The organism is Mesorhizobium sp. P2_C4 (assembly GCF_056404575.1).
On the sequence record NZ_JBFUDT010000004.1, the window covers coordinates 457,928 to 477,615 of the forward strand.

Below are 19,688 nucleotides of genomic sequence, written 5' to 3' on the forward strand. Positions count from 1 at the left end.
AGGATGACATTCAAAGTCGCCATCATCGGCCGGCCTAACGTCGGCAAATCGACCCTTTTCAATCGGCTGGTGGGAAGGAAGCTGGCGCTTGTCGATGACACGCCGGGCGTCACCCGCGACCGTCGCGTCCATGCCGCCAAGCTCTACGACCTGCATTTCGACGTCATCGACACCGCCGGCTTCGAAGATGCCGCGGCCTCGACGCTGCCGGGCCGCATGCGCGCGCAGACCGAGATCGCCATCCGCGAGGCCGACCTGATCTTCTTCACCGTCGATGCCAAGTCCGGCCTGATGCCCGACGACAAGACCTTTGCCGAAATCGTGCGCAAATCTGGCAAGCCTGTGGTGCTGGTCGCCAACAAGGCCGAGGCCAAGGGCGCCCAGGCCGGCATGCTGGAAGCCTGGGAACTTGGCCTTGGCGAGCCGATCCCGATCTCGGCCGAGCACGGCCAGGGCATGCCCGATTTGCGCGACGCGGTGATCCTGGCCCTTGGCGAGGCGCGCGCCTTCGACGAGGAGGGCGGCGACGAGGAGGTTGCCGCCGGCGAAGTGCTGATCGGCGAGGACATCCTCGACCCGGACGCCGAAGATGTGCCCGCCTATGACGACACCAAGCCAATGCGCATCGCCGTCGTCGGCCGCCCGAACGCCGGCAAGTCGACGCTGATCAACGCACTGATCGGCGAGGAGCGGCTGTTGACCGGACCGGAGGCCGGCATCACTCGCGATTCCATCTCCGTCGACTGGGACTGGCATGGCCGCCGGCTAAAACTGTTCGACACCGCCGGCATGCGCCGCAAGGCGAGGATCCACGAAAAGCTGGAAGTGATGTCGGTGCAAGACGGCCTGCGCGCCATCCGCTTTGCCGAGATCGTCATCATCGTGCTCGACGCCACCATCCCCTTCGAGAAGCAGGACCTGCAGATCGCCGACCTGATCATCCGCGAGGGTCGCGCGCCAGTCATCGCCTTCAACAAATGGGATCTCATCGACAACCCGCAGGAACTCTTGGCGGAACTGCGCGAGAAGACCGAGCGGCTGCTGCCGCAGGCGCGTGGCATGCAGGCGGTGACGGTTTCGGCCGAAACCGGACGCGGTCTCGACAAGCTGATGGATGCTGTCATCCGGACGCACAAGGTGTGGAACAGCCGCGTTTCCACCGGCAAGCTCAACCGTTGGCTGGAAGGCATCCTGGCGCATCATCCGCCGCCCGCCGTCGCCGGGCGCCGGCTGAAGATCAAATATGTCACGCAGGCCAAGACGCGACCGCCGGGCTTTGTCGTCCAGTGCTCAAGGCCGGATGCGATGCCGCAATCCTATGTCCGCTATCTCTCGAACAGCCTGCGCGAGGCCTTCGACATGCCCGGCGTGCCGATCCGCATCGCCTTGCGCACCTCGGACAATCCGTTCGCCGGCAGGGCCAAGAAGCGCAGTTGAGGGGCAAGGCCCAGGCGTCAGGCCGCGTTGCGCAGCTGCGCACCTTCCGGCAGCGCTTGCAGGGCTGCCTGCAGCAGGATGTCGCCGAGACGCGCCGCCACCGGATCGAGTTCGGCCTCCTTGCGATGCAGCACCAGCGCCATTTTGGGCAGGGCAGGCAGCCCGGCAATCTCTGATGTCATCGCCCTGACAGTGGCCGGTAGGCCGATATCGGTGCGGATCGTCAGGCCCAGCCCGGCCGCGACCGCCGCCCAAACGCCGCCAAGGCTCGGGCTGGAGAAGGCCATCCGCCATGACAGGCCGGCGCGGTCGAGTGCTTCCGTCGCCACCGTGCGCAACAGGCACGGCGCTTCCAGCGCCACCAGCGGCAGCGCCTCGCCATCGCGCAGGCCGGTCTCGATAACCTTCGCCGGGCCGATCCAGCGCATCTGAACATCGGCGACATGCCGGCTGTAGGGCAGCGTCGTGCCATTGTGCCAGGCCAGCGCGATGTCGAGGCCGCCCGAGGTGATCCGTTCGGCAAGTTCGGCGCTGCGCGCGATCCTGGCCTCGATCTTGACCTTAGCGTGGGCGCGGGCGAAGCGCCCAAGCACCTCCGGCAACACTGCCTCGCCGAAATCCTCCTGCAGGCCGAGCCGCACCCAGCCTTCCAGCTCGACGTCGTGGATGGCCGATACCGCCTCGTCATTGAGATCGAGCAGCCGGCGCGCATAGCCAAGCATGGTCTCGCCGGCCTCCGTCAAGGCCAGGCCGCGTCCCGATTTGCGGAAGATCGGCGTCGCCGCCTGCTCCTCCAGCTTCTTCAACTGCGCGCTCACCGCTGAGGTCGAGCGGCCGAGCCGGTCGGCAGCCTTGGCGAAGCTGCCCAGCTCCATGCCGGTGACGAAACTGCGGAGAACGTCTAGGTCGAGGGCTACGCGTCGCATAGCAATGATCCTGTTTTTTAGGACATACGATCAAAAACTTCCTGATATTCGGGACAAAGCTATGGCGGTAGAGACAGTGCGTCAAGGCCCAGCCTTGCCGATCCATCCATGGAGCCTGTCCCATGTCCGCTGTCGTTTCCGAATCTCCTTGCAAGCCGGGCCTGACCGTTGCCGCACCCAGCGCGCCGGCATTTCGCAGCAATCATCGCTGGAAGGTGCTGGGCATCGGGGTCGCCGCCAATGCCTGCTTCTCCGCCATCTTCTCCGGCATCCCGGCGACGGCGGTGTTCTTGCGTTCAGGCTATCACCTCGGCAACGGCCAACTCGGTCTGGTGCTGGGGCTCATGGGCCTTGGGGTGATGCTGAGCGAACTGCCATGGGGGCTGCTCACTGATCGCTGGGGCGACCGCCGCGTGCTGTTGACAGGGCTCGGCGCAACCGCCGCATGGCTCCTGTTCATGGCATTCCTTGTCGTGCCGTCAGCTGCACATATTCCGAGCGTTCCGCTTCTGGCAGCAAGCCTGCTGGTCACCGGCCTGCTCGGCGGCAGCGTCAACGGGTCGAGCGGCCGCGCCATCATGGCCTGGTTTCGTGAAGGCGAGCGCGGCTTTGCCATGAGCATCAGGCAGACGGCGGTGCCACTCGGCGGCGGGCTCGGCGCCGTCGTCCTGCCGTCACTGGCCTCAGTCCATGGCTTTGCCGCGGTCTTCGGTCTGCTGGCGGCAGCGTCCGCTGTCTCAGTCTTCTTCACCTGGCTCTGGCTGCATCAGCCGCCGCAGGGCGGGGAGACCAATGCGACACGGGCCGCGACATCAGTCGGCCCGGCGCCCCTGCGCAATGTCGCGGTGTGGCGCATCGCAATTGCCATCGGCATGCTGTGCGTTCCGCAAGTGGCGGTGCTGACTTTCGCTTCCGTCTTCCTGCACGACTTCGCCGGCATGGGCACGGCCGTGATCAGCGCCAGCCTGGCCACGGTCCAGGTCGGCGCAATGGTCATGCGAGTCTGGAGCGGACGCTTCACCGATCGCCGCGGCAACCGCCGATCGTTCCTGCGTCTTTGCAGCGTCTTGAGCGTGTTGGCCTTCGCCGCCCTTGGATTGCTGGTCATGGCATCCGCCGACTTGCCCGTGTCGATGCTGTTGCCGGCGCTGGTCGCCCTGCTGGTTGTCGCCGGCATCTGTGTCTCCTCGTGGCACGGTGTTGCCTACACCGAACTGGTCACACTTGCCGGCGCAAGCCATGCCGGCACCGCGCTGGGCCTCGCCAACAGCTTCGTCTTCGTTGCCTTCTTCCTGGTGCCGATCGCCATTCCGGGGCTGCTGGTGTTGGTCGGGTCGTGGACTTGTGTGTGGCTGGCGGGCGCCGCATGCGCGCTGATTGCCTGGCCGATCTTCCTGCGGCCCGCCTGATTCCTTCGCCGGCTTTCCCTGTCCTTGTCGCTCCAACATGAAAAAAACACGATCGGACGCGTTAACGCCCCATCAAGGTTAATGCATCATTGTCCCTCTCCAGTGGGTTCGGTTCTGCGTTTCTGGAGAGTTCAGTGCATCGACGTGTTTTGAAGCGGCTTATCGCCGCCGCCGGTGAGAAAAAACGTTCCTTCCTGTCTCCGTTCATCATCGGGCTCGGCATCTGGGTCGGCTTTCCGACCGATATTGCCTACCAGGATATGACGAGCCTGGTCTCCGGCCTCGAGGCGCCGAATGCGCGCTGGAACTCCTATGTCGAGAAATCCGTCGCCGGTTCCGTCCATGCCGCCGAAATGCCGTTCGTCGATTCCGTCAGCACCGGCTCGATCTCGGGCTCCGGCGTCCGCTTGCCCGGCATCGGCACCATCTCGTTTCGCGGCAAGGGCAGCGTCGCCGGCGTGACGCCCGACGAGGATCGCGTCATGCGCTCCGACAAGAAGGGCCGCATCATCCAGGTCTCGCCGGTGTCGCCGCCGAAGGACTTCAACGCCGGCTCGATCTTCCAGCGCACCTCCTCGCTGCTGCGCCCCAGCATGGACAGCGGCCTCAAGATGGCCTTCGCCAGGCCGCAGATCAAAGGCAAGGAAATCCAGATCGCCCAGGCGTTCCATACGCGTGAGGACAAGAAGCCCGATCCCGGCATGCCAGCAATGCTTGCCGCGCTGGTCAACAACGATCACCCGGACGTGCTGGCCACCGCCTATGCATCGGCCGAGCCCGACTATGCCAAGGCCTCGCCCTTCGAAGCCCTGCTGCAGGACGAGGAGCCGAACAACGGCCGCTTCATTCCACCGATGGCCAAGGGCGATCATTCGTGGATCCAGAACCCGCTGCCGGCAAGCGTCTTCTCCAGCAAGGAGCAGACATGCCTTGCCAACGGCATCTATTTCGAGGCGCGCGGCGAGACCGTGCGCGGCCAGGCGGCTGTTGCCCAGGTCATCCTCAACCGCGTCCGCAACCCGGCCTATCCGAATTCGATCTGCGGCGTCGTCTACCAGAACGACAACTGGCTCAACCGCTGCCAGTTCTCCTTCGCCTGCGACGGCAGGAAGAAGCGCATCGACAGCCCCGCCCACTACAAGACCGCGCAGGATGTCGCCATGGCGGTCACCGCCGGCAAGATCTTCATTCCGGAAGTCGGGTCGTCGACCCATTATTACGCCAATTATGTCCATCCGGGCTGGGCGCGCACGATGCAGAAGATGACCAAGATCGGCCTGCACATCTTCTACCGCACCTATGGCGGCGGCTGGAGCTGAGCGCTCGCCAACCGCCATATCTTTTCGCTGACATCAGGTCGGTCAAACCGCCATTGCCGGGAGGATTCGGGGCCTGCATCCCCGCTGCTGCGCCGGGCACGATGTCGCACCTTTTCAAGTCATTGATTTTACTATAGAAAATACATGGCTTTGAAGTTCCGCCCGTGGCTTGACGGGCGCAAACCCTCTAACTATGTTGCCGGCGACTTTAGAAGCGGACGGACGGCGACGTTCTGACCGGGCAGGGGGGTTCGATGGCCGACAAGAACGGGCCAGACGGAACCGGAGAAACCGGCCGCGGCAAACAGCACGATGCCGACATCCGCGACGACGAACTTGAGCGCCGCCGGCGCGACCTTGAAGCAACGCTTGCGACAAGACGGCCGGACCGGAGCGAGGGGAAAGACGACGCGAAAGCGGTGGCCGGATATGGCCAGGCCCTGAAGCTGTCCAGCGAATTTATCGCCGGTATAGTGGTGGGCGTGGGCCTTGGCTGGTTTCTGGATCGTGTGGCGGGATCATCGCCATGGGGTCTGATCGTGGGTCTGCTGCTGGGATTTGGCGCCGGTGTGCTCAATGTCCTGCGTACGGCAGGCGTCGTGGCGGAATTCGGACAGGGCGACAAATCGCGCGATCCGAAAGAATGAAGGCGCTGCTTGCCGGCGCAATGAACAAGACACTCAAGCCGCGCGCGGCTTTGACGGGGATGTAAAGTGGCTGCTGACAAGGTCGATCCGATCCACCAGTTCCATATCATCAAACTGCTGCCGATCAACATCGGCGGCTATGACCTTTCCTTCACAAATTCGGCATTGTTCATGCTCGCGACCGTGGCCGTCGCATCCGCCTTTCTCTACCTCTCGACGTCGAGCCGCAGCCTGGTTCCCGGCCGGCTGCAGTCGGTTTCGGAAATGGCCTACGAGTTCGTCTCGAACATGCTGAGGGACGCCGCGGGAACCCAGGGGCTGAAGTTCTTCCCCTTGGTGTTTTCGCTGTTCATGTTCGTGCTGGTCGCCAATCTGCTCGGGCTTTTTCCTTACTTCTTCACCGTCACCAGCCATATCATCGTCACCTTCGGCCTCGCCGCCCTGGTGATCGGGACCGTGGTCGTCTACGGCTTCATGAAGCACGGCCTCGGCTTCCTCAAACTGTTCGTGCCGCACGGCGTTCCTGTCTTCCTGCTGCCGCTGGTGGTGCTGATCGAAGTGATTTCCTTCGTCTCGCGCCCGGTCAGCCTCTCGGTTCGTCTGTTCGCCAACATGCTGGCCGGCCACATCACGCTGAAGGTGTTCTCGGGGTTCGTCGTCAGCCTGAGCGCGCTCGGCGCTGTCGGCATCGCCGGCTCGATCCTGCCGTTGGCCATGGCGGTGGCGCTGACGGCGCTGGAACTGCTGGTCGCTTTCCTGCAGGCCTACGTCTTTGCCGTCTTGACCTGCATGTACCTGAACGACGCCCTGCACCCGGGGCACTGATCAAGAGTTTCCGGCAGTCGTGCCGGATGGAATCGCAACGGAATTTCAGATCCAAAGGAGTTGAACAAATGGACGCAGAAGCAGCAAAGTACATCGGCGCCGGCATCGCTTGCCTCGGCATGGGTGGCGCGGGCATTGGCCTGGGCAACATCTTCGGCAGCTACCTGGCGGGCGCGCTGCGCAATCCGTCGGCAGCCGATGGCCAGTTCGGTCGCCTGATTTTCGGCTTCGCCGTGACCGAAGCTCTGGGCATCTTCTCGCTTCTCATCGCGCTTCTGGCCCTGTTCGGCTGAGCCCTTCAGGCAAGCGTTGAGAAGATTGGACAGGCCGGCCGCAATCCTGCGGCCAAGCCTGAATTTCGGGGATAGTCCATGTTCGTGACATCTGCCTTTGCGCAAGAGACAGCGCCTGCCGCGACGGAAGGCGACACGCATTCCGGCACCGGTGTGCCTGCCGAAGCGCACGGCGCGTTCCCGCCATTCGATCCGGCGACGTTCCCGTCGCAGCTTCTGTGGCTGGCGATCACCTTCGGGCTGTTCTACCTGTTCCTGAAGAAGGTGGTGATGCCGCGCCTTGGTGGCATCATCGACGTGCGCAACGATCGCATTTCTCAGGATCTCGACCATGCCGCCAGGCTGAAGGGCGAGGCTGACGCCGCCGTTGCTGCCTATGAGCAGGAACTGGCGGAAGCCAAGGCCAAGGCCAACGCGATCGGCCAGCAGGCCAACGACGCGGCCAAGGCGGAAGCCGACACCGCGCGCAAGAAGGTCGAGGTCGCCCTCGACAAGAAGCTCGGTGAGGCCGAGGCCAGCATTGCTTCCATCAAGGCCAACGCCATGAAGGAAGTCGGCAGCATCGCCGAAGATACGGCTTCGGCCATTGTCGAGGCGCTTGTCGGCGGCAAGACCAGCAAGGCCGAGATCGCGGCTGCGGTCAAATCCGTGGCCCGGTGAGGAGCGCATTATGGACGCCACATCTCTCGCGACGCTTTGGGCCACGGTTGCCCTCGTCATTTTCCTCGCCATTGCCGTCTACATCAAGGTGCCGGGCCTGATCGCCAAGGCGCTCGACGCCCGCGCCGCCAAGATCAGCAACGAGCTTGAGGAAGCGCGCCGGCTGCGCGAGGAGGCCCAGCAATTGCTCGGCCAATACCAGCGCAAGCGCAAGGAAGCCGAGCAGGAGGCAGCAAGCATCGTCGCCGCCGCCAAGCGCGAGGCCGAATTGCTTGCCGCCGAGGCACACAAGAAGACCGAGGACTATGTCGTCAGGCGCACAGCACTTGCCGAGCAGAAGATCGGCCAAGCCGAACGCGACGCGGTTGCCGAAGTGCGCGCCAGCGCTGTCGACATCGCCGTCGAAGCCGCCCGCGCCCTGCTCGCCGGCAAGATCGACGCCAAGGCCGGCGCCGACCTGTTCAAGGCCTCGCTGCAGGACGTGAAGTCCAAGCTGAACTAGACGATCGCATCGATCGGATCATCGAAAGCCGCCCGGGCAACCTGGCGGCTTTTTTGTTTGCAGGCCTAGCAGTTCGTCATCCTAGGGCGGAGCAAGGAGCGCAGCGACGCGCGTAGACCCTAGGATCCATGCCGCGACCTTCGAGCGTTGCGACTGTCCCGAATTCTGATAGGCCGCATTCCTCGGCAAGCGTCACGGCATGGATCCTCGGGTCAAGCCCGAGGATGACGAGAGCACCGCCGTCGGCGCTAGTCCAGTCCGGCGAAGCTTTCTTCTTCCACAACCTCAGCCCCACCCAGCCGGAACGGCGCAAACGACACGCGGTGCAGCCGTGCCACCGGTCCGTGCGCTTCGATCGCCGTGCGATGGCGGGCGGTGGCGTAGCCCATATGAACCTGGAAACCGTAGTTCTCGTGGTGGCTGCCGCAGCCGCACATCATGCGGTCGCGCATCACCTTGGCAACGATCGAGGCGGCGGCGATCGACTGCGAGCGCTGGTCGCCCTTGATCAGCGCGCGCCCCAGGCAAGGCAGGCCCGGCGGCACGTCGCGGCCGTCGGCCAGCGCCAGTTTCGCCTGTATGGGCAGGCCGACCAGCGCGCGGCGCATCGCCTCCAGGCTGGCCTTGAGAATATTGCTGCCGTCGATGCCTTCCGCACTGATCGAGGCCATCGACACACCGAAGGCGGAACCGAGGATCTTGAGAAACAGAGCCTCGCGCTGCAGGTGGCTGAGCCGTTTGGAATCGTCTAGTCCTTCGGGAATGTTGGCGGGATCGAGGATCACCGCTGCCGCCACCACTGGCCCAGCCAGCGGTCCGCGACCGGCCTCGTCCATCCCCGCCACCGGCCACAGGCCTTCGGCCATCGCCTTCGTCTCGAAGGAGAAGTCGGGCTTCTCGACGATTTCGAAAAGAAGCGGAGAATCGGAACGCGCGCGAGCCATGTTGCGGCGAGGTTCGCATCGGCTCCGATTCTCCGCAAGTCCCTCCAGGGTCAGGTGGGGCAAGACCGGGAGGGCACCGTCTGCAGGCCGGGGGACAGGCCGGACGGGATTTCTTCATCTGCCGGCCAGCGAGGGCAGGCAGATGATGATTTTTAAAGCAGCATCAATTGCTCGGTTGCGTTGGCGGCGGCGACGAACTGGTCGGTCCGAAGCGTGCGCCGCTCGGCATTGAGGCCAAGCCGCTTGGCGGCGATCTCGAAACGCCGGCCGATCTGCCAGGCATAGGGGCCAGCACCTTTCATGCGCTTGCCCCATTCCGAATCGTAGTCCTTGCCGTCGCGCATCGAACGGATCAGCGACATCACATGGCGATAGCGGTCGGGATAATGGCGCAGCAGCCAGTCCTTGAAGATCGGGCTGACCTCCAGCGGCAGGCGCAGCACGACATAGCCGGCCTCGCGTGCGCCGGCAGCGCGTGCCGAATCAAGGATGCGCTCCATCTCCTGGTCGGTGAGGCCGGGGATGATCGGCGCCACCATGACGGAGGCTGGAATGCCGGCGTCCGAAAGCTGCCTGATCGCCTCCAGCCGCTTGGTCGGCGTCGAGGCGCGTGGCTCCATCGTTCTGGCCAGCATGCGGTCAAGCGTCGTTACCGACAGCGCCACCTTGGCCAGACCGCGCTCGGCCATGCGCGACAGGATGTCGATGTCGCGCGTCACCAGAGCGGATTTGGTGACGATGCCGACCGGATGGCCGCGCGCCTCAAGCACTTCGAGGATCTCGCGCATGATCCGGTACTGCTTTTCGATCGGCTGGTAGGGATCGGTGTTGGTGCCGATGGCAATGGTGCGCGGCTGGTAGCCGTCCTTCGACAGCTCCTTGTCGAGCAACCGTGCCGCATCCGGCTTGGCAAACAACTTCGATTCGAAATCCAGCCCCGGCGACAGGCCCATGAAGCTGTGCGTCGGCCGTGCGAAGCAATAGACGCAGCCATGCTCGCAGCCGCGATAGGGATTGATCGAACGGTCGAAGGAAATGTCCGGCGATTCGTTGCGGGTGATGATGGTGCGCGGCTTTTCGACCTGCACCTCGGTCTTGAAAGGCGGCAGTTCCTCCAGTGAATTCCAGCCATCGTCGAAGACATGCCGGCTGACCGGCTCGAAGCGGCCGGACGGATTGATGCCGGCCGAGCGGCCGCGATTGCGGTCCGGACGGACGCGCATGCCGCTCTGCTCGATCATCGCATTGGCCATCTCGGCTCGTCCTGCCCCGAAGGCTGCAATGTCCGCACGCACGATATGTTCCATTTTTGCCCTCTCCCAGGGACTGTCGGTCGGCTGTCGAATCGCTCTGTTCATGAAACTATTCCTATTTTGTCGATGAGAACAAAGCAAGAACTTTTTATGCCGCGATGCGAAAACTGGCGCCGAGCGCAGCTTTCCGCTATGCGGCTAACCATGCTCACCGTCCTGATCGAAACCCTTGATGACGAAGAGGGCCTTGCCCGCACGCTCGCCTCGCTGATCGGCGGTGCGGTCGAGGGCGTGGTGCGCGATGTCATCGTCTGCGACACCGGTTCCACCGACCAGACGCACCGGGTGGCCGAACATGCCGGCTGCCATTATGTCAGCGGCGGCGTTGCGGCCGGCATCAGGCAGGCGAAAGGCGAGTGGCTGCTGTTGCTGGAACCGGGCGCGCGGTTGGCGGAAGGCTGGATCGACGAAGTCGTCGCCCACACGGCCAGGCAGACCATGCCGGCGCGGTTCTCACGCGCTCGCGGCAGCCGCACACCGTTCCTGTCGCGGGTCTTTTCGGGAAACCGGGCGCTGGCCGAAGGGCTGGTGATCAGCAAGCGGCAGGCGACGGCCCTGTCGAAAAACGCGCGCAGCGCCGAGGCCATTGCACGCGGCCTCGCCACCAAACGGCTCAACGCCGACATCTGGGTGGCGCCGAGGAAGTGAGAGCCTACGCCTCCTCTCACCAGATTTTGCAGGGCACACTTTTATTGTGCATTGCACAAAATCTGACGCGGGCGTAGCATTCCCTCGATGCGGGATATCAGGGTTTGGGTAATGCCGGAGCGGTGAGCACCGATGCTGCGTCGGTGCCGCGTTCATACCCGAGGACCCGATGACCTTTACAAGCCCTGACAAATCCGGCGCCGCCAGCCTGGAGGCAATTGCGCGAAACGGCAGCCTGTTGCGCCGCATAGCCGCGCGGATCCCGACCTATCTGACCGATCTTCGCGAGAATCCGGCCTGGCTGCCGATGTTCATGCTGGCCCGCACCATGCCGGGGCGGCGCCTGCACTGGCTTGGCGCCAAAACGGCCAGGCCGGCACGCAACGCAGGGGATACGATGTTTGCCGGCGTCGATCGCGCCGCGGTTGTTGGCGCGTTGAAATCGGATGGGTTGTTTTCCGGGCTTGTCCTGCCGCAGGCGATCCATGAGGAAATCACCAGCTTTGCGCAGCGCACGCCTTGCTTCGGCAATTTCGACCGCCGTCTCGAATTCATGCCGGCCGATCATGCCGAGGCCGAAAAACGCTTCGGCCGCTCCTTGCTCAGCGGCCACTTTTTCGAACGTATCCTGGACTGCGACGCAGCACTCGCCATCCAGCGCGATCCACTGCTTCTCGACATTGCCGCGCGCTATCTCGGTGGCCAGGCGAAACTGATCACCACGCGCGTCTGGTGGAGCTTTCCGACCGGCGCTGCCTCGGACGCCGACAAGAACCTGGCCTCGCTCGGCAAATACCATTTCGATCTCGACGACTGGCGGATGCTGAAATTCTTCTTCTATCTGAAGCCTGTCGATGCCGACACCGGTCCGCATGTCTATGTCAGAGGCAGCCACAAGCGCCGCGCCCTCAAGCATCAGCTGACGCTGCTCGTCGGCCATCCGGCGCGGGACGTGCTCGGCGTCTATGGCGACGAGAGCCCGGTCACGCTGACCGGCGAGGCGGGTCTCGGCTTTGTCGAGGACCCGTTTGGCTTCCACATGGGCACCGTGCCAACGCGCACGCCGCGGCTGATGATGGAGGTCGGCTTCGGCGTTTCACCACCCTCGCGCCGGCGTTTTCATGGCGAGCCGGTCATTCGCTAAAACCGGATTAAGGTGTGTTGAGATTCTGGTCAGGCCGAGCCGAAAACGACGGTTTTCGAGAACCGGAGCGGAGCGTACTTAAGGTACGTGAGCACCGGAAGCGCAGAAAGCCGTCGTTTGCAGGCCGGCATCACCTGAATATCAACACGCCTTACTTGCCGCGCCGCAGATGCTCATCCAGGCGCGGCATGATCTCGACGAAGTTGCAGGGCATGTGCCGGTAGTCGAGCTGTGGCTTCAAAATGCCGTCCCAGGCATCCTTGCAGGCGCCGGGCGAGCCCGGCAGCACGAAGACGAAGGTGGCGTTGACGACGCCGCCCGTAGCCCGGCTTTGGATCGTCGAAGTGCCGATCTTGTCGTAGGAGATGCGGTGGAACACTTCGGAAAAGCCGTCCATGCGCTTTTCGAAGATCGGCTCCAGTGCCTCCGGCGTCACGTCGCGGCCGGTGAAGCCGGTGCCACCGGTGGTGATCACCACATCGATATCCTTGTCCCGCGACCAGGCTAAAACCGTGTCGCGGATTTTGTCCCGGTCGTCAGTGACGATGTCGCGCGCGGCCAGGATATGGCCGGCTTCAGTGATGCGATCGGCCAGCGTCTGGCCGGATTTGTCGTCGGCAAGGCTGCGCGTATCGGAAACGGTCAGCACCGCGATGCGCACCGGAACAAAGGCGCGGCTCTCGTCAATTCTGGCCATCAGCTCCCTCCGATGCGATGCTGCGCGTCGCGGCGACAAACCAGTTCGGTTCACGGCTGCGGATTTCGGCGGCCGCGCGCTTGGCCACATTGCCGGTCTCGAACAGTCCGAAGCAGGTAGCGCCGGAACCCGACATCCGCGAGAACCCCGATCCGGCCCTGTTCAGCACCGAGAGCGCCCTGCCGATGGCGGGCAGGATGGCGCTGGCCGCCGGCTCAAGATCGTTGCGGGTGATCTCCAGCCAGTTGCGGACGCTGTGAAAATCGAAACTGCGCGGCAGCGGCGGCAGCCCTTCATTGTCGCGACGGGCAAGGGCTGCGAACACATCGGCGGTGGAGATGGCGGTGCCGGGATTGACCAGAACCAGCCCGAGGGCGGGAAAATCCTGCACCATCGACAGCTCGTCGCCAACGCCGCGCGCGATCAGCGGTTTTGCCGCAAGGCACATCGGAACGTCGGCGCCAAGCGAGAGGCCGATGCGCGCCAGTTCAGCCTCGTCGATGTCCAGTCGCCATGTCTGCGCCAGCCCGCGTAGCACCGCCGCCGCATCGCTCGAGCCGCCGCCGACGCCGGAGGCAACCGGTAGGTTCTTTTCGAGCCGGATGGTCACCGGTGGCGTCTGCCGGACGCCGGCCGCCTTGCGCAGCGCATCGCGCGCTTTCACCACCAGATTGTCGCCGTCGAGAGGCACCGCGGCTGCGTATTTGCCGGACACCGAAAACTGATCGCTGTCGGCAAGCGCCGTCTCCACCCTGTCGCCGAAACGGGTGAACACGGCCAAGCTTTCGATCAGATGGTAGCCGTCCGGCCGCCTGCCGGTGACGTGCAACGCCAGGTTGATCTTGGCATGCGCATGCCACGTCCGGGCGTCGGAATTCACGGTCTCGGCGGCGAGGGAAATGACGGTCAGTCCTTGGCCAGGCGGTATTCGCCGGTCTTCGGATCCTTGACCAGCGTGCCCATCGTGCCGTTGGCCGCCTGCTTTTCAGTGCGCCGTATCTTGGCCGTCACGCGCTGCGCTTCCCTGACGAAGGAACGGTATCCGACATAGGCCAGCGCCCCGACAGCGGCGAAGAAAATGATCTGTGGCATGTCAAAACTCCTCCCTCGCAGGGCTGGCAAACGCGGCCGGTGGGGTCGGTCAAGCACTCATGCTAGACGTTTTCCACGGTTTTTCAAAGCCCGAAGCGCGCCCACAGCGCGCGTTCTTCCGCCGCATCGACCACGCCGGTCGCGGCGGCGGCGGCAATATCCGGCGCCGAAAAGCCCTGGCTCGAACCGAACAGGCCGAACCGGCTGAGGAAGCCGCGCGGCGTCGTGATCAGCTTGAGCTGGGTTTTGGCGCCGAAACGTGTCTTCAGCACGGTGCGCATGTCGCCCAGCGCATCGACCAGGCCAAGCTCCAGCCCCTTCTTGCCGGTCCAGAACAGGCCGGTGAACAGGTCCGGGTCGTTCTTCAGCTTGCTGCCGCGCCGCTCCTTGACCAAGTCGATGAAGGTGTCGTGAACCTCGAGCTGCAGCGCCTTCAGCCGTTCCACATCTTCCTTCTTCTCCGGCTTGAACGGGTCGAGCACCGCCTTGTTCTGGCCGGCAGTATGGACGCGCCGCTCGACGCCGATCTTCTTCATCAGTTCGGGAAAGCCGAACGAGGCCGACACCACGCCGATCGAACCGACGATGGAGGACGGATCGGCAAAGATCTCGTCGCCGGCGACCGCGATCATGTAGCCGCCCGACGCCGCCACGTCCTCGACGAACACCAGAACCTTTTTGTTCTTCTCGGTTGCCAGGTCGCGAATGCGTTTGAAGATCAGCCGCGACTGCACCGGCGAGCCGCCAGGCGAATTGATCGAGATGGCGACCGCGGGCGCGTCGAAGGAAAACGCCTTTTCGATGAGACCGGCGGTCGAGGCCAGCGACAGGTTCTGCCGGAACTGGCCGCCGCCCGACATGATGGTGCCGTGCAGCCGGATGACCGGAACGGTGACGACGGTGGAGCGCCAGGATTTTGGCAGCAGGCGGTTCAAAAGGCGTTTCACGAGGGCACTATCTCCGGTCAATTGCTCGAGCGCATGTAGGGATTCGCCGGCCAACGGCAATGCCGCCGCACCGGCTGGGCAAAATCAGTCGCCGAACAGCGACGCCAGTCCGTTGTTGATCATCTCGGTTCGTTCCGATGGCCCATCGCCCGATTGTTCATGCAGCATCAGCGGCGGGCGGATCGACAGTTTGCCGCGCGCGCCGAGTGCCGCCCTGACGACGATACGGATCGCCGCCGCCTCGGGGCGAGGATGCACTGCCAGCATTTCGGCGTCGCCGAAGCGGCCTGAAATCGCCTCGAGCAGGACGCCGAGCTGCTCCGGCCGCGCGATGACGGCAAGCCCGCCGCGCGGCCTGGCCACCGCCGCCGCACTGCGGATCCAGCTCTCGAACAGCCCGTCCTCCATGACATGCGCCTCTCTCCTCAAGCGGTCGGGCGTGGCGCGGTCCTCGGCGGCATTGAAAGGCGGGTTCATGATGACGAAATCGAAGGAATTGTCGGCAAGGCCGGCTTGCGTTCGCGCCCGGCCCGACAGCGTGACATCGGCTGTCAGCACCGAGCCGCGGTTGCCGAGATGCGCATTGCCGGGGTGGGCAAGCGTGGTTGTGGCGAAGGCTGCCATTTCGGCGGAGCGTTCGACCAGCACCACCTCGGCTGCCGGACAGCGCGACAGCACCGCCAGCCCGGCGGCACCCGCACCGGCGCCGAAATCGGCGAGGCGCCCGGTAAAGGCGGATGGAACGGCAGCCGCCAGCATCATGGCGTCCATGCCGGCGCGATGGCCTGCCTGCCGCGGCTGCACCAGCCAGAACCGCCCGCGATGGAAGGCGTCGACGGTGTGGGCCGGCGTGTCCGGGACGGAGGCGGCTGATGACGCGGCCATTATTTTTGACGGATCTCGTTGGCGATGCCGGCATCCGTCAGGATGCGCCGGGCCATATCAGCCTGATCGGCGTCGACCATGATGCGCCGCGGCAGTATGCCGATCGACCCGTCGAGCACACTCATGTTCTGGTCGGCGACGAAACAGCCGATGCCGGCATCGCGCATCAGCGATTCGACAAAGGAGATGATGACGGCGTCGTTGGTGCGGATGAGCTCTATCATCGGATGAAACTCGCAGCTTGCGGCGTTGATGTAAACGCACAGGTTGACACGCCGTCGTCGCAACCGCGCCAATTCGCCTCTTGCCGTGCCCGTGGGTGCAGCCCTAGAGTCATGTAGGGACAAGGGCCGTCGCGCGCGTGCTATCAGACGGGAGTGATTGTAGTGGGTGTCGTTCTCAACATCGAAAACGGGAAGCGGGAAGCCGCCTCCATCAAGGATCTCATCGACCTGACGGCGGCCGACATGGGTCGCGTCAACGAACTGATCCTGTCCAAGGCCGGCTCCGACGTCGAGATGATCCCGGAGGTTGCCAACCATTTGATCTCGTCCGGCGGCAAGCGATTGCGGCCGATGCTGACACTCGCCGCCGCCCAGATGTTCGGCTATTCCGGCGAGGGTCACGTCAAGCTCGCCACTTCGGTCGAATTCATGCACACGGCGACACTTCTGCATGACGACGTCGTCGACGAGAGCGGCATGCGGCGCGGCAAGAAGACCGCCCGCATGATCTGGGGCAACCAGGCGAGCGTGCTGGTCGGCGATTTCCTGCTCGGCCAGGCTTTTCGCATGATGGTCGATGTCGGCTCGCTCGAGGCGCTCGACATCCTGTCCAGCGCCGCCTCAATCATCGCCGAGGGCGAGGTGATGCAGCTTGCCGCCGCCAAGAACCTTGAGACCACCGAGGATGAGCATTTTGCGGTCATCAAGGCCAAGACCGCGGCGCTGTTTTCCGCCGCCGCCGAAGTCGGTCCGGTGATTGCGCTGGCGACGCGCAACGATCGCGCGGCACTCCGTTCGTACGGCATGAACCTCGGCCTTGCCTTCCAGCTGATCGACGATGCGCTGGATTATGGCGGCTCCAGCAAGGATCTCGGCAAGAATGTCGGCGACGATTTCCGCGAGGGCAAGGTGACGCTGCCGGTGATCCTCGCCTACCGGCGCGGCACCAAGGCCGAGCGCACCTTCTGGAAGCGCGCCATCGAGGACAATGTCACCGACGATGCCGGGCTGGAAAAGGCGATCGGCCTGATGACCCGTCATGGCGCCATTGCCGACACCATCGGCCGCGCCCGCCATTTCGGCGAGATCGCCCGCGATGCGCTGGCGCCGCTGGAAGCGACGCCGCAGAAATCGGCGCTGATCGACGTCATCGATTTCTGCATCGCCAGAGTGAACTGAGCGGCTCCCGATCTCGATCTGAGCCCGGCCATCCGCCTTTTTAGCCGGATGGCGTCGTTCGATGCCACTTTTGCGATGGTTTGTTAATCGCATGACTCGATTGTGAATTTGAGGCGGATTGAAGCCTGACCCCAAAAAGGCCATGCTTTGTCGGGAAAAGATCGAGTCTACGGCGGTCCCGCTGACGCGGGGCTCGCGTTTGGCTGAAAGGGATACGATGCGGCAAGGACGTGCGCGCTGGCTGACAGGGCTGGCAATTGTGACGGGCATGGCGATCTCTGGTCTGCCGGCCTACGCCAAACAGACCACCGAACCGGTCAAGATCACATCCTTTTCCGGAGCCTATCTGGCCGCGCGGATCGCCGAAGGCGACAACGACCTCGACAATGCCATCGCCTACTACAAGCAGGCGCTCGCCTTCGCTCCCGGCGACACCTCCTTGCAGCAGAGCCTGATGCTGTCGCTGATCGCGCAGGGCCGCTTCGACGAATCCCTGGCCTATGCCGACAAGCTCAAGGAAGTTCCCGACGTCGAGCGCTTTTCGCGCCTGGCGCTGGCGGTCGATTCCTTCCACAAGAAGGATTTTACCAAGGCGCAGTACTGGCTCAAGCTGTCGCTCGAATCCGATCTCGACCGGCTCATCTCCGGTGTCATGTCCGGCTGGGCGCAGCAGGGCGCCGGCGACGCCACCGAAGCAATGGCCTCCGTCGACAAGCTCCAGGGCCCGGACTGGTTCGGCCTGTTCAAATCCTTCCATCGCGCGCTGATCGCCGACGCCTCGGGCCAGTCCGAAAAAGCCGATGCGATCTACGCCGCCACCTTGGCCGACACCACCGCCGGTGGCGCTTCGCCCGAAACCTGGATGCGCAATGCGCAGGCTTACGCTTCTTTCCTCGCCCGCAAGGGCGACAAGGACAAGGCGCTGTCGGTGCTCGACCAGGCCGAGGCGTTTTCGCCAGGCAAGCTGGAAATAGCGGCGCTGCGTGGCAAGATCAGCAAGGGCGAAAAGATTGAGCCTTTCGTTACCGGTCCGTCGGACGGCGCTTCGGAAATCCTGCTCGACCTCGCCACCGCGCTCAATCGCGGCGGCGGCGAGCCGTTCGTCCGCCTGTATCTGCAATACGCTTTGGCGCTGAAGCCCGAGAGCGACGCTGCCCTGGTGCAGCTCGCCGCCGTCTCCGAGCAGCTGAAGGACGGCGAAGGCGCCATCGCGCTCTATCGCCGTATCCCCGCAACTTCGCCGCTGAAGGAGCTTTCGGACCTGCAACTCGGTCTGAACCTTGCCGATCTCGACCGCCATGATGAAGCGATCGCCCATCTGAAGGCGTTCGTCGCCGCTCACCCAGACGACATGCGCGCCTATCTGGCGCTCGGCGGCGTCTATTCCTCGAAGGACGATTTCCGCTCGGCGGCCGATCTCTACGACAAGGCGGTCGCGGTGCTGAAGACCCCGAGCGCGGCCAACTGGAACGTCTACTACCAGCGCGGCATCGCCTATGAGCGGCTGAAGGAATGGCCGAAGGCCGAGCCGAATTTCCGCAAGGCGCTGGAACTGTTGCCCGACCAGCCGCAGGTTCTGAACTATCTCGGCTATTCCTGGGTCGACATGAACATGAACCTCAAGGAAGGCCTGGCGATGATCCAGAAGGCCGTCGATCTCAGGCCGAGCGATGGCTACATCGTCGATTCATTGGGCTGGGCCTATTTCCGCATGGGCCGGTTCGAAGACGCCGTGCGCGAAATGGAGCGGGCCGTGTCGTTGAAGCCGGAAGATCCGGTGCTGAACGACCATCTCGGCGATGCCTATTGGCGCGTTGGCCGCAAGCTTGAAGCCACCTTCCAGTGGAACCAGGCCCGCGACCTGAAGCCGGACCCCGATGTGCTCGCGGTCCTGCAGCAGAAGCTCTTGAAGGGCCTGCCGCCGATCATATCCAACACGGCGCAGGAAACCCCGAAGGTCAAGCCCGAGCCGGCGACGGCTCCGAAGGGCTGAGCGGTCTGTCCTGACTATTCTAAAAAACGGGGCCGATGTCGGCCCCGTTTTTTTTGATCAGAACAGCTTGCGATAGACGACAAACCCGGAACGGTCACCGATCTTGTCGTAGAGCTTCATCGCCGTGTGGTTGGTCTCATGCGTCAGCCAGTAGACCCGGCCTGAGCCTGCGGCCTTGGCAATGTCGTAGACGGCGTTGATGAGGGCTCGGCCGACGCCCTTGCCACGCGAAGCCTCTGACGTGAACAGATCCTGCAGATAGCAGTTCGGCGCGATCGCCGTGGTGGTGCGGTGATAGAGGTAGTGCACCAGGCCGAGCAGCTGCCCGTCGCTCTCGGCAACCAGCGCATGCATCGGCTCATAGGCGTCGAAAAAGCGCGACCATGTCATCTCGGTGATCTCGCGCGGCAGGGCCGTCTCACCCGAGCGGTCGTAAAATGCGTTGTAGCCGTCCCACAGCGGCAGCCATTGCTCGAAATCCTGTCGCGTGACTGGGCGGACGGTGATGGGGCTGGACATTGCTGAACCTGCTGTCGTTGACACGGGCGATATGAGCATCGAACAGACCGCAGCCTGCCATAGGCGGCAATGGGCCAGCCGCCGG

Annotated in this window: 22 protein-coding genes; 12 read left to right on the plus strand and 10 right to left on the minus strand. The window is 63.9% G+C overall.

The genetic code is table 11. The features are described 5' to 3' along the window. Positions 1-3: 3 nt before the first annotated feature. On the plus strand, positions 4-1,437 hold the full coding sequence (der, locus tag AC1DX6_RS18550) for a ribosome biogenesis GTPase Der (RefSeq protein ID WP_477315879.1): 1,434 nt from the start codon (positions 4-6) through the stop codon (positions 1,435-1,437). A gap of 17 nt (positions 1,438-1,454) precedes the next feature. Here the strand turns inward: der and AC1DX6_RS18555 are convergent, their stop codons facing one another. Beyond that, positions 1,455-2,363: a LysR substrate-binding domain-containing protein gene (locus AC1DX6_RS18555; protein WP_477315881.1), complete on the minus strand. Its 909-nt coding sequence runs from the start codon at positions 2,361-2,363 to the stop codon at positions 1,455-1,457. 122 nt (positions 2,364-2,485) lie between these two features. Between AC1DX6_RS18555 and AC1DX6_RS18560 the strand changes: the two genes are divergently transcribed. The 7 genes from AC1DX6_RS18560 to AC1DX6_RS18590 all read left to right on the plus strand — a co-directional run bounded on the left by AC1DX6_RS18560 (position 2,486) and on the right by AC1DX6_RS18590 (position 8,018). Next, complete coding sequence (locus AC1DX6_RS18560; RefSeq protein ID WP_477315883.1) at positions 2,486-3,772, plus strand: MFS transporter; 1,287 nt, start codon at positions 2,486-2,488, stop codon at positions 3,770-3,772. 134 nt (positions 3,773-3,906) lie between these two features. Next, on the plus strand, positions 3,907-5,091 hold the full coding sequence (locus tag AC1DX6_RS18565) for a cell wall hydrolase (RefSeq protein WP_477315885.1): 1,185 nt from the start codon (positions 3,907-3,909) through the stop codon (positions 5,089-5,091). A 254-nt stretch (positions 5,092-5,345) separates the two neighbouring features. After that, positions 5,346-5,738, plus strand: a complete 393-nt coding sequence (locus AC1DX6_RS18570) for an AtpZ/AtpI family protein (protein ID WP_477315887.1) — start codon at positions 5,346-5,348, stop codon at positions 5,736-5,738. A 66-nt stretch (positions 5,739-5,804) separates the two neighbouring features. Continuing rightward, positions 5,805-6,563, plus strand: a complete 759-nt coding sequence (locus AC1DX6_RS18575; protein WP_477315889.1) for a F0F1 ATP synthase subunit A — start codon at positions 5,805-5,807, stop codon at positions 6,561-6,563. A gap of 68 nt (positions 6,564-6,631) precedes the next feature. Beyond that, positions 6,632-6,856, plus strand: coding sequence for a F0F1 ATP synthase subunit C (locus AC1DX6_RS18580; RefSeq protein ID WP_006206606.1), 225 nt, complete (start codon positions 6,632-6,634; stop codon positions 6,854-6,856). 78 nt (positions 6,857-6,934) lie between these two features. Continuing rightward, complete coding sequence (locus AC1DX6_RS18585) at positions 6,935-7,516, plus strand: F0F1 ATP synthase subunit B (protein ID WP_477315891.1); 582 nt, start codon at positions 6,935-6,937, stop codon at positions 7,514-7,516. A gap of 10 nt (positions 7,517-7,526) precedes the next feature. Then, positions 7,527-8,018, plus strand: a complete 492-nt coding sequence (locus tag AC1DX6_RS18590; protein WP_477315893.1) for a F0F1 ATP synthase subunit B — start codon at positions 7,527-7,529, stop codon at positions 8,016-8,018. Between the two features lie 248 nt (positions 8,019-8,266). Here the strand turns inward: AC1DX6_RS18590 and AC1DX6_RS18595 are convergent, their stop codons facing one another. Both AC1DX6_RS18595 and AC1DX6_RS18600 read right to left on the minus strand, forming a co-directional pair. Continuing rightward, the gene (locus AC1DX6_RS18595; RefSeq protein WP_477315895.1) at positions 8,267-8,962 is read right to left on the minus strand and encodes a ribonuclease HII; all 696 of its coding nucleotides are present in this window, start codon (positions 8,960-8,962) and stop codon (positions 8,267-8,269) included. Positions 8,963-9,114: 152 nt separating this feature from the next. Continuing rightward, the gene (locus AC1DX6_RS18600) at positions 9,115-10,269 is read right to left on the minus strand and encodes a PA0069 family radical SAM protein (RefSeq protein ID WP_477315897.1); all 1,155 of its coding nucleotides are present in this window, start codon (positions 10,267-10,269) and stop codon (positions 9,115-9,117) included. Positions 10,270-10,419: 150 nt separating this feature from the next. On the opposite strand from AC1DX6_RS18600, the gene AC1DX6_RS18605 reads away from it, so the two are divergent. Beyond that, positions 10,420-10,923, plus strand: a complete 504-nt coding sequence (locus AC1DX6_RS18605; RefSeq protein WP_477315899.1) for a glycosyltransferase — start codon at positions 10,420-10,422, stop codon at positions 10,921-10,923. Positions 10,924-11,092: 169 nt separating this feature from the next. Then, positions 11,093-12,067, plus strand: a complete 975-nt coding sequence (locus AC1DX6_RS18610) for a hypothetical protein (protein ID WP_477315901.1) — start codon at positions 11,093-11,095, stop codon at positions 12,065-12,067. Between the two features lie 151 nt (positions 12,068-12,218). Here AC1DX6_RS18610 and moaB read toward each other — a convergent pair whose 3' ends face one another. From moaB to AC1DX6_RS18640, 6 genes are all read right to left on the minus strand, one after another. Beyond that, positions 12,219-12,764, minus strand: coding sequence for a molybdenum cofactor biosynthesis protein B (gene moaB / locus AC1DX6_RS18615; protein WP_477315903.1), 546 nt, complete (start codon positions 12,762-12,764; stop codon positions 12,219-12,221). Further along, the gene (locus AC1DX6_RS18620; protein ID WP_477315905.1) at positions 12,751-13,644 is read right to left on the minus strand and encodes a 4-(cytidine 5'-diphospho)-2-C-methyl-D-erythritol kinase; all 894 of its coding nucleotides are present in this window, start codon (positions 13,642-13,644) and stop codon (positions 12,751-12,753) included. Before AC1DX6_RS18620 ends, moaB begins: the two co-directional genes overlap by 14 nt. A gap of 26 nt (positions 13,645-13,670) precedes the next feature. Beyond that, the gene (locus tag AC1DX6_RS18625) at positions 13,671-13,856 is read right to left on the minus strand and encodes a hypothetical protein (protein WP_477243468.1); all 186 of its coding nucleotides are present in this window, start codon (positions 13,854-13,856) and stop codon (positions 13,671-13,673) included. 83 nt (positions 13,857-13,939) lie between these two features. Next, a complete protein-coding gene (locus AC1DX6_RS18630) occupies positions 13,940-14,803 on the minus strand; it encodes a S49 family peptidase (protein ID WP_477315907.1) in 864 nt (287 codons plus the stop codon). Between the two features lie 84 nt (positions 14,804-14,887). Next, complete coding sequence (locus tag AC1DX6_RS18635) at positions 14,888-15,688, minus strand: tRNA1(Val) (adenine(37)-N6)-methyltransferase (RefSeq protein WP_477315909.1); 801 nt, start codon at positions 15,686-15,688, stop codon at positions 14,888-14,890. Then, positions 15,688-15,912, minus strand: a complete 225-nt coding sequence (locus AC1DX6_RS18640) for a putative signal transducing protein (RefSeq protein WP_477243474.1) — start codon at positions 15,910-15,912, stop codon at positions 15,688-15,690. Before AC1DX6_RS18640 ends, AC1DX6_RS18635 begins: the two co-directional genes overlap by 1 nt. 162 nt (positions 15,913-16,074) lie before the next feature. On the opposite strand from AC1DX6_RS18640, the gene AC1DX6_RS18645 reads away from it, so the two are divergent. Both AC1DX6_RS18645 and AC1DX6_RS18650 read left to right on the plus strand, forming a co-directional pair. Then, positions 16,075-17,091 carry a polyprenyl synthetase family protein gene (locus AC1DX6_RS18645; RefSeq protein WP_477315911.1) on the plus strand — a complete coding sequence of 339 codons (1,017 nt, stop codon included), beginning with the start codon at positions 16,075-16,077 and terminating at the stop codon, positions 17,089-17,091. A gap of 217 nt (positions 17,092-17,308) precedes the next feature. After that, complete coding sequence (locus AC1DX6_RS18650; RefSeq protein ID WP_477315913.1) at positions 17,309-19,084, plus strand: tetratricopeptide repeat protein; 1,776 nt, start codon at positions 17,309-17,311, stop codon at positions 19,082-19,084. Between the two features lie 57 nt (positions 19,085-19,141). Here AC1DX6_RS18650 and AC1DX6_RS18655 read toward each other — a convergent pair whose 3' ends face one another. Then, positions 19,142-19,603, minus strand: coding sequence for an N-acetyltransferase family protein (locus AC1DX6_RS18655; RefSeq protein WP_477315915.1), 462 nt, complete (start codon positions 19,601-19,603; stop codon positions 19,142-19,144). Positions 19,604-19,688 lie beyond the last annotated feature (85 nt).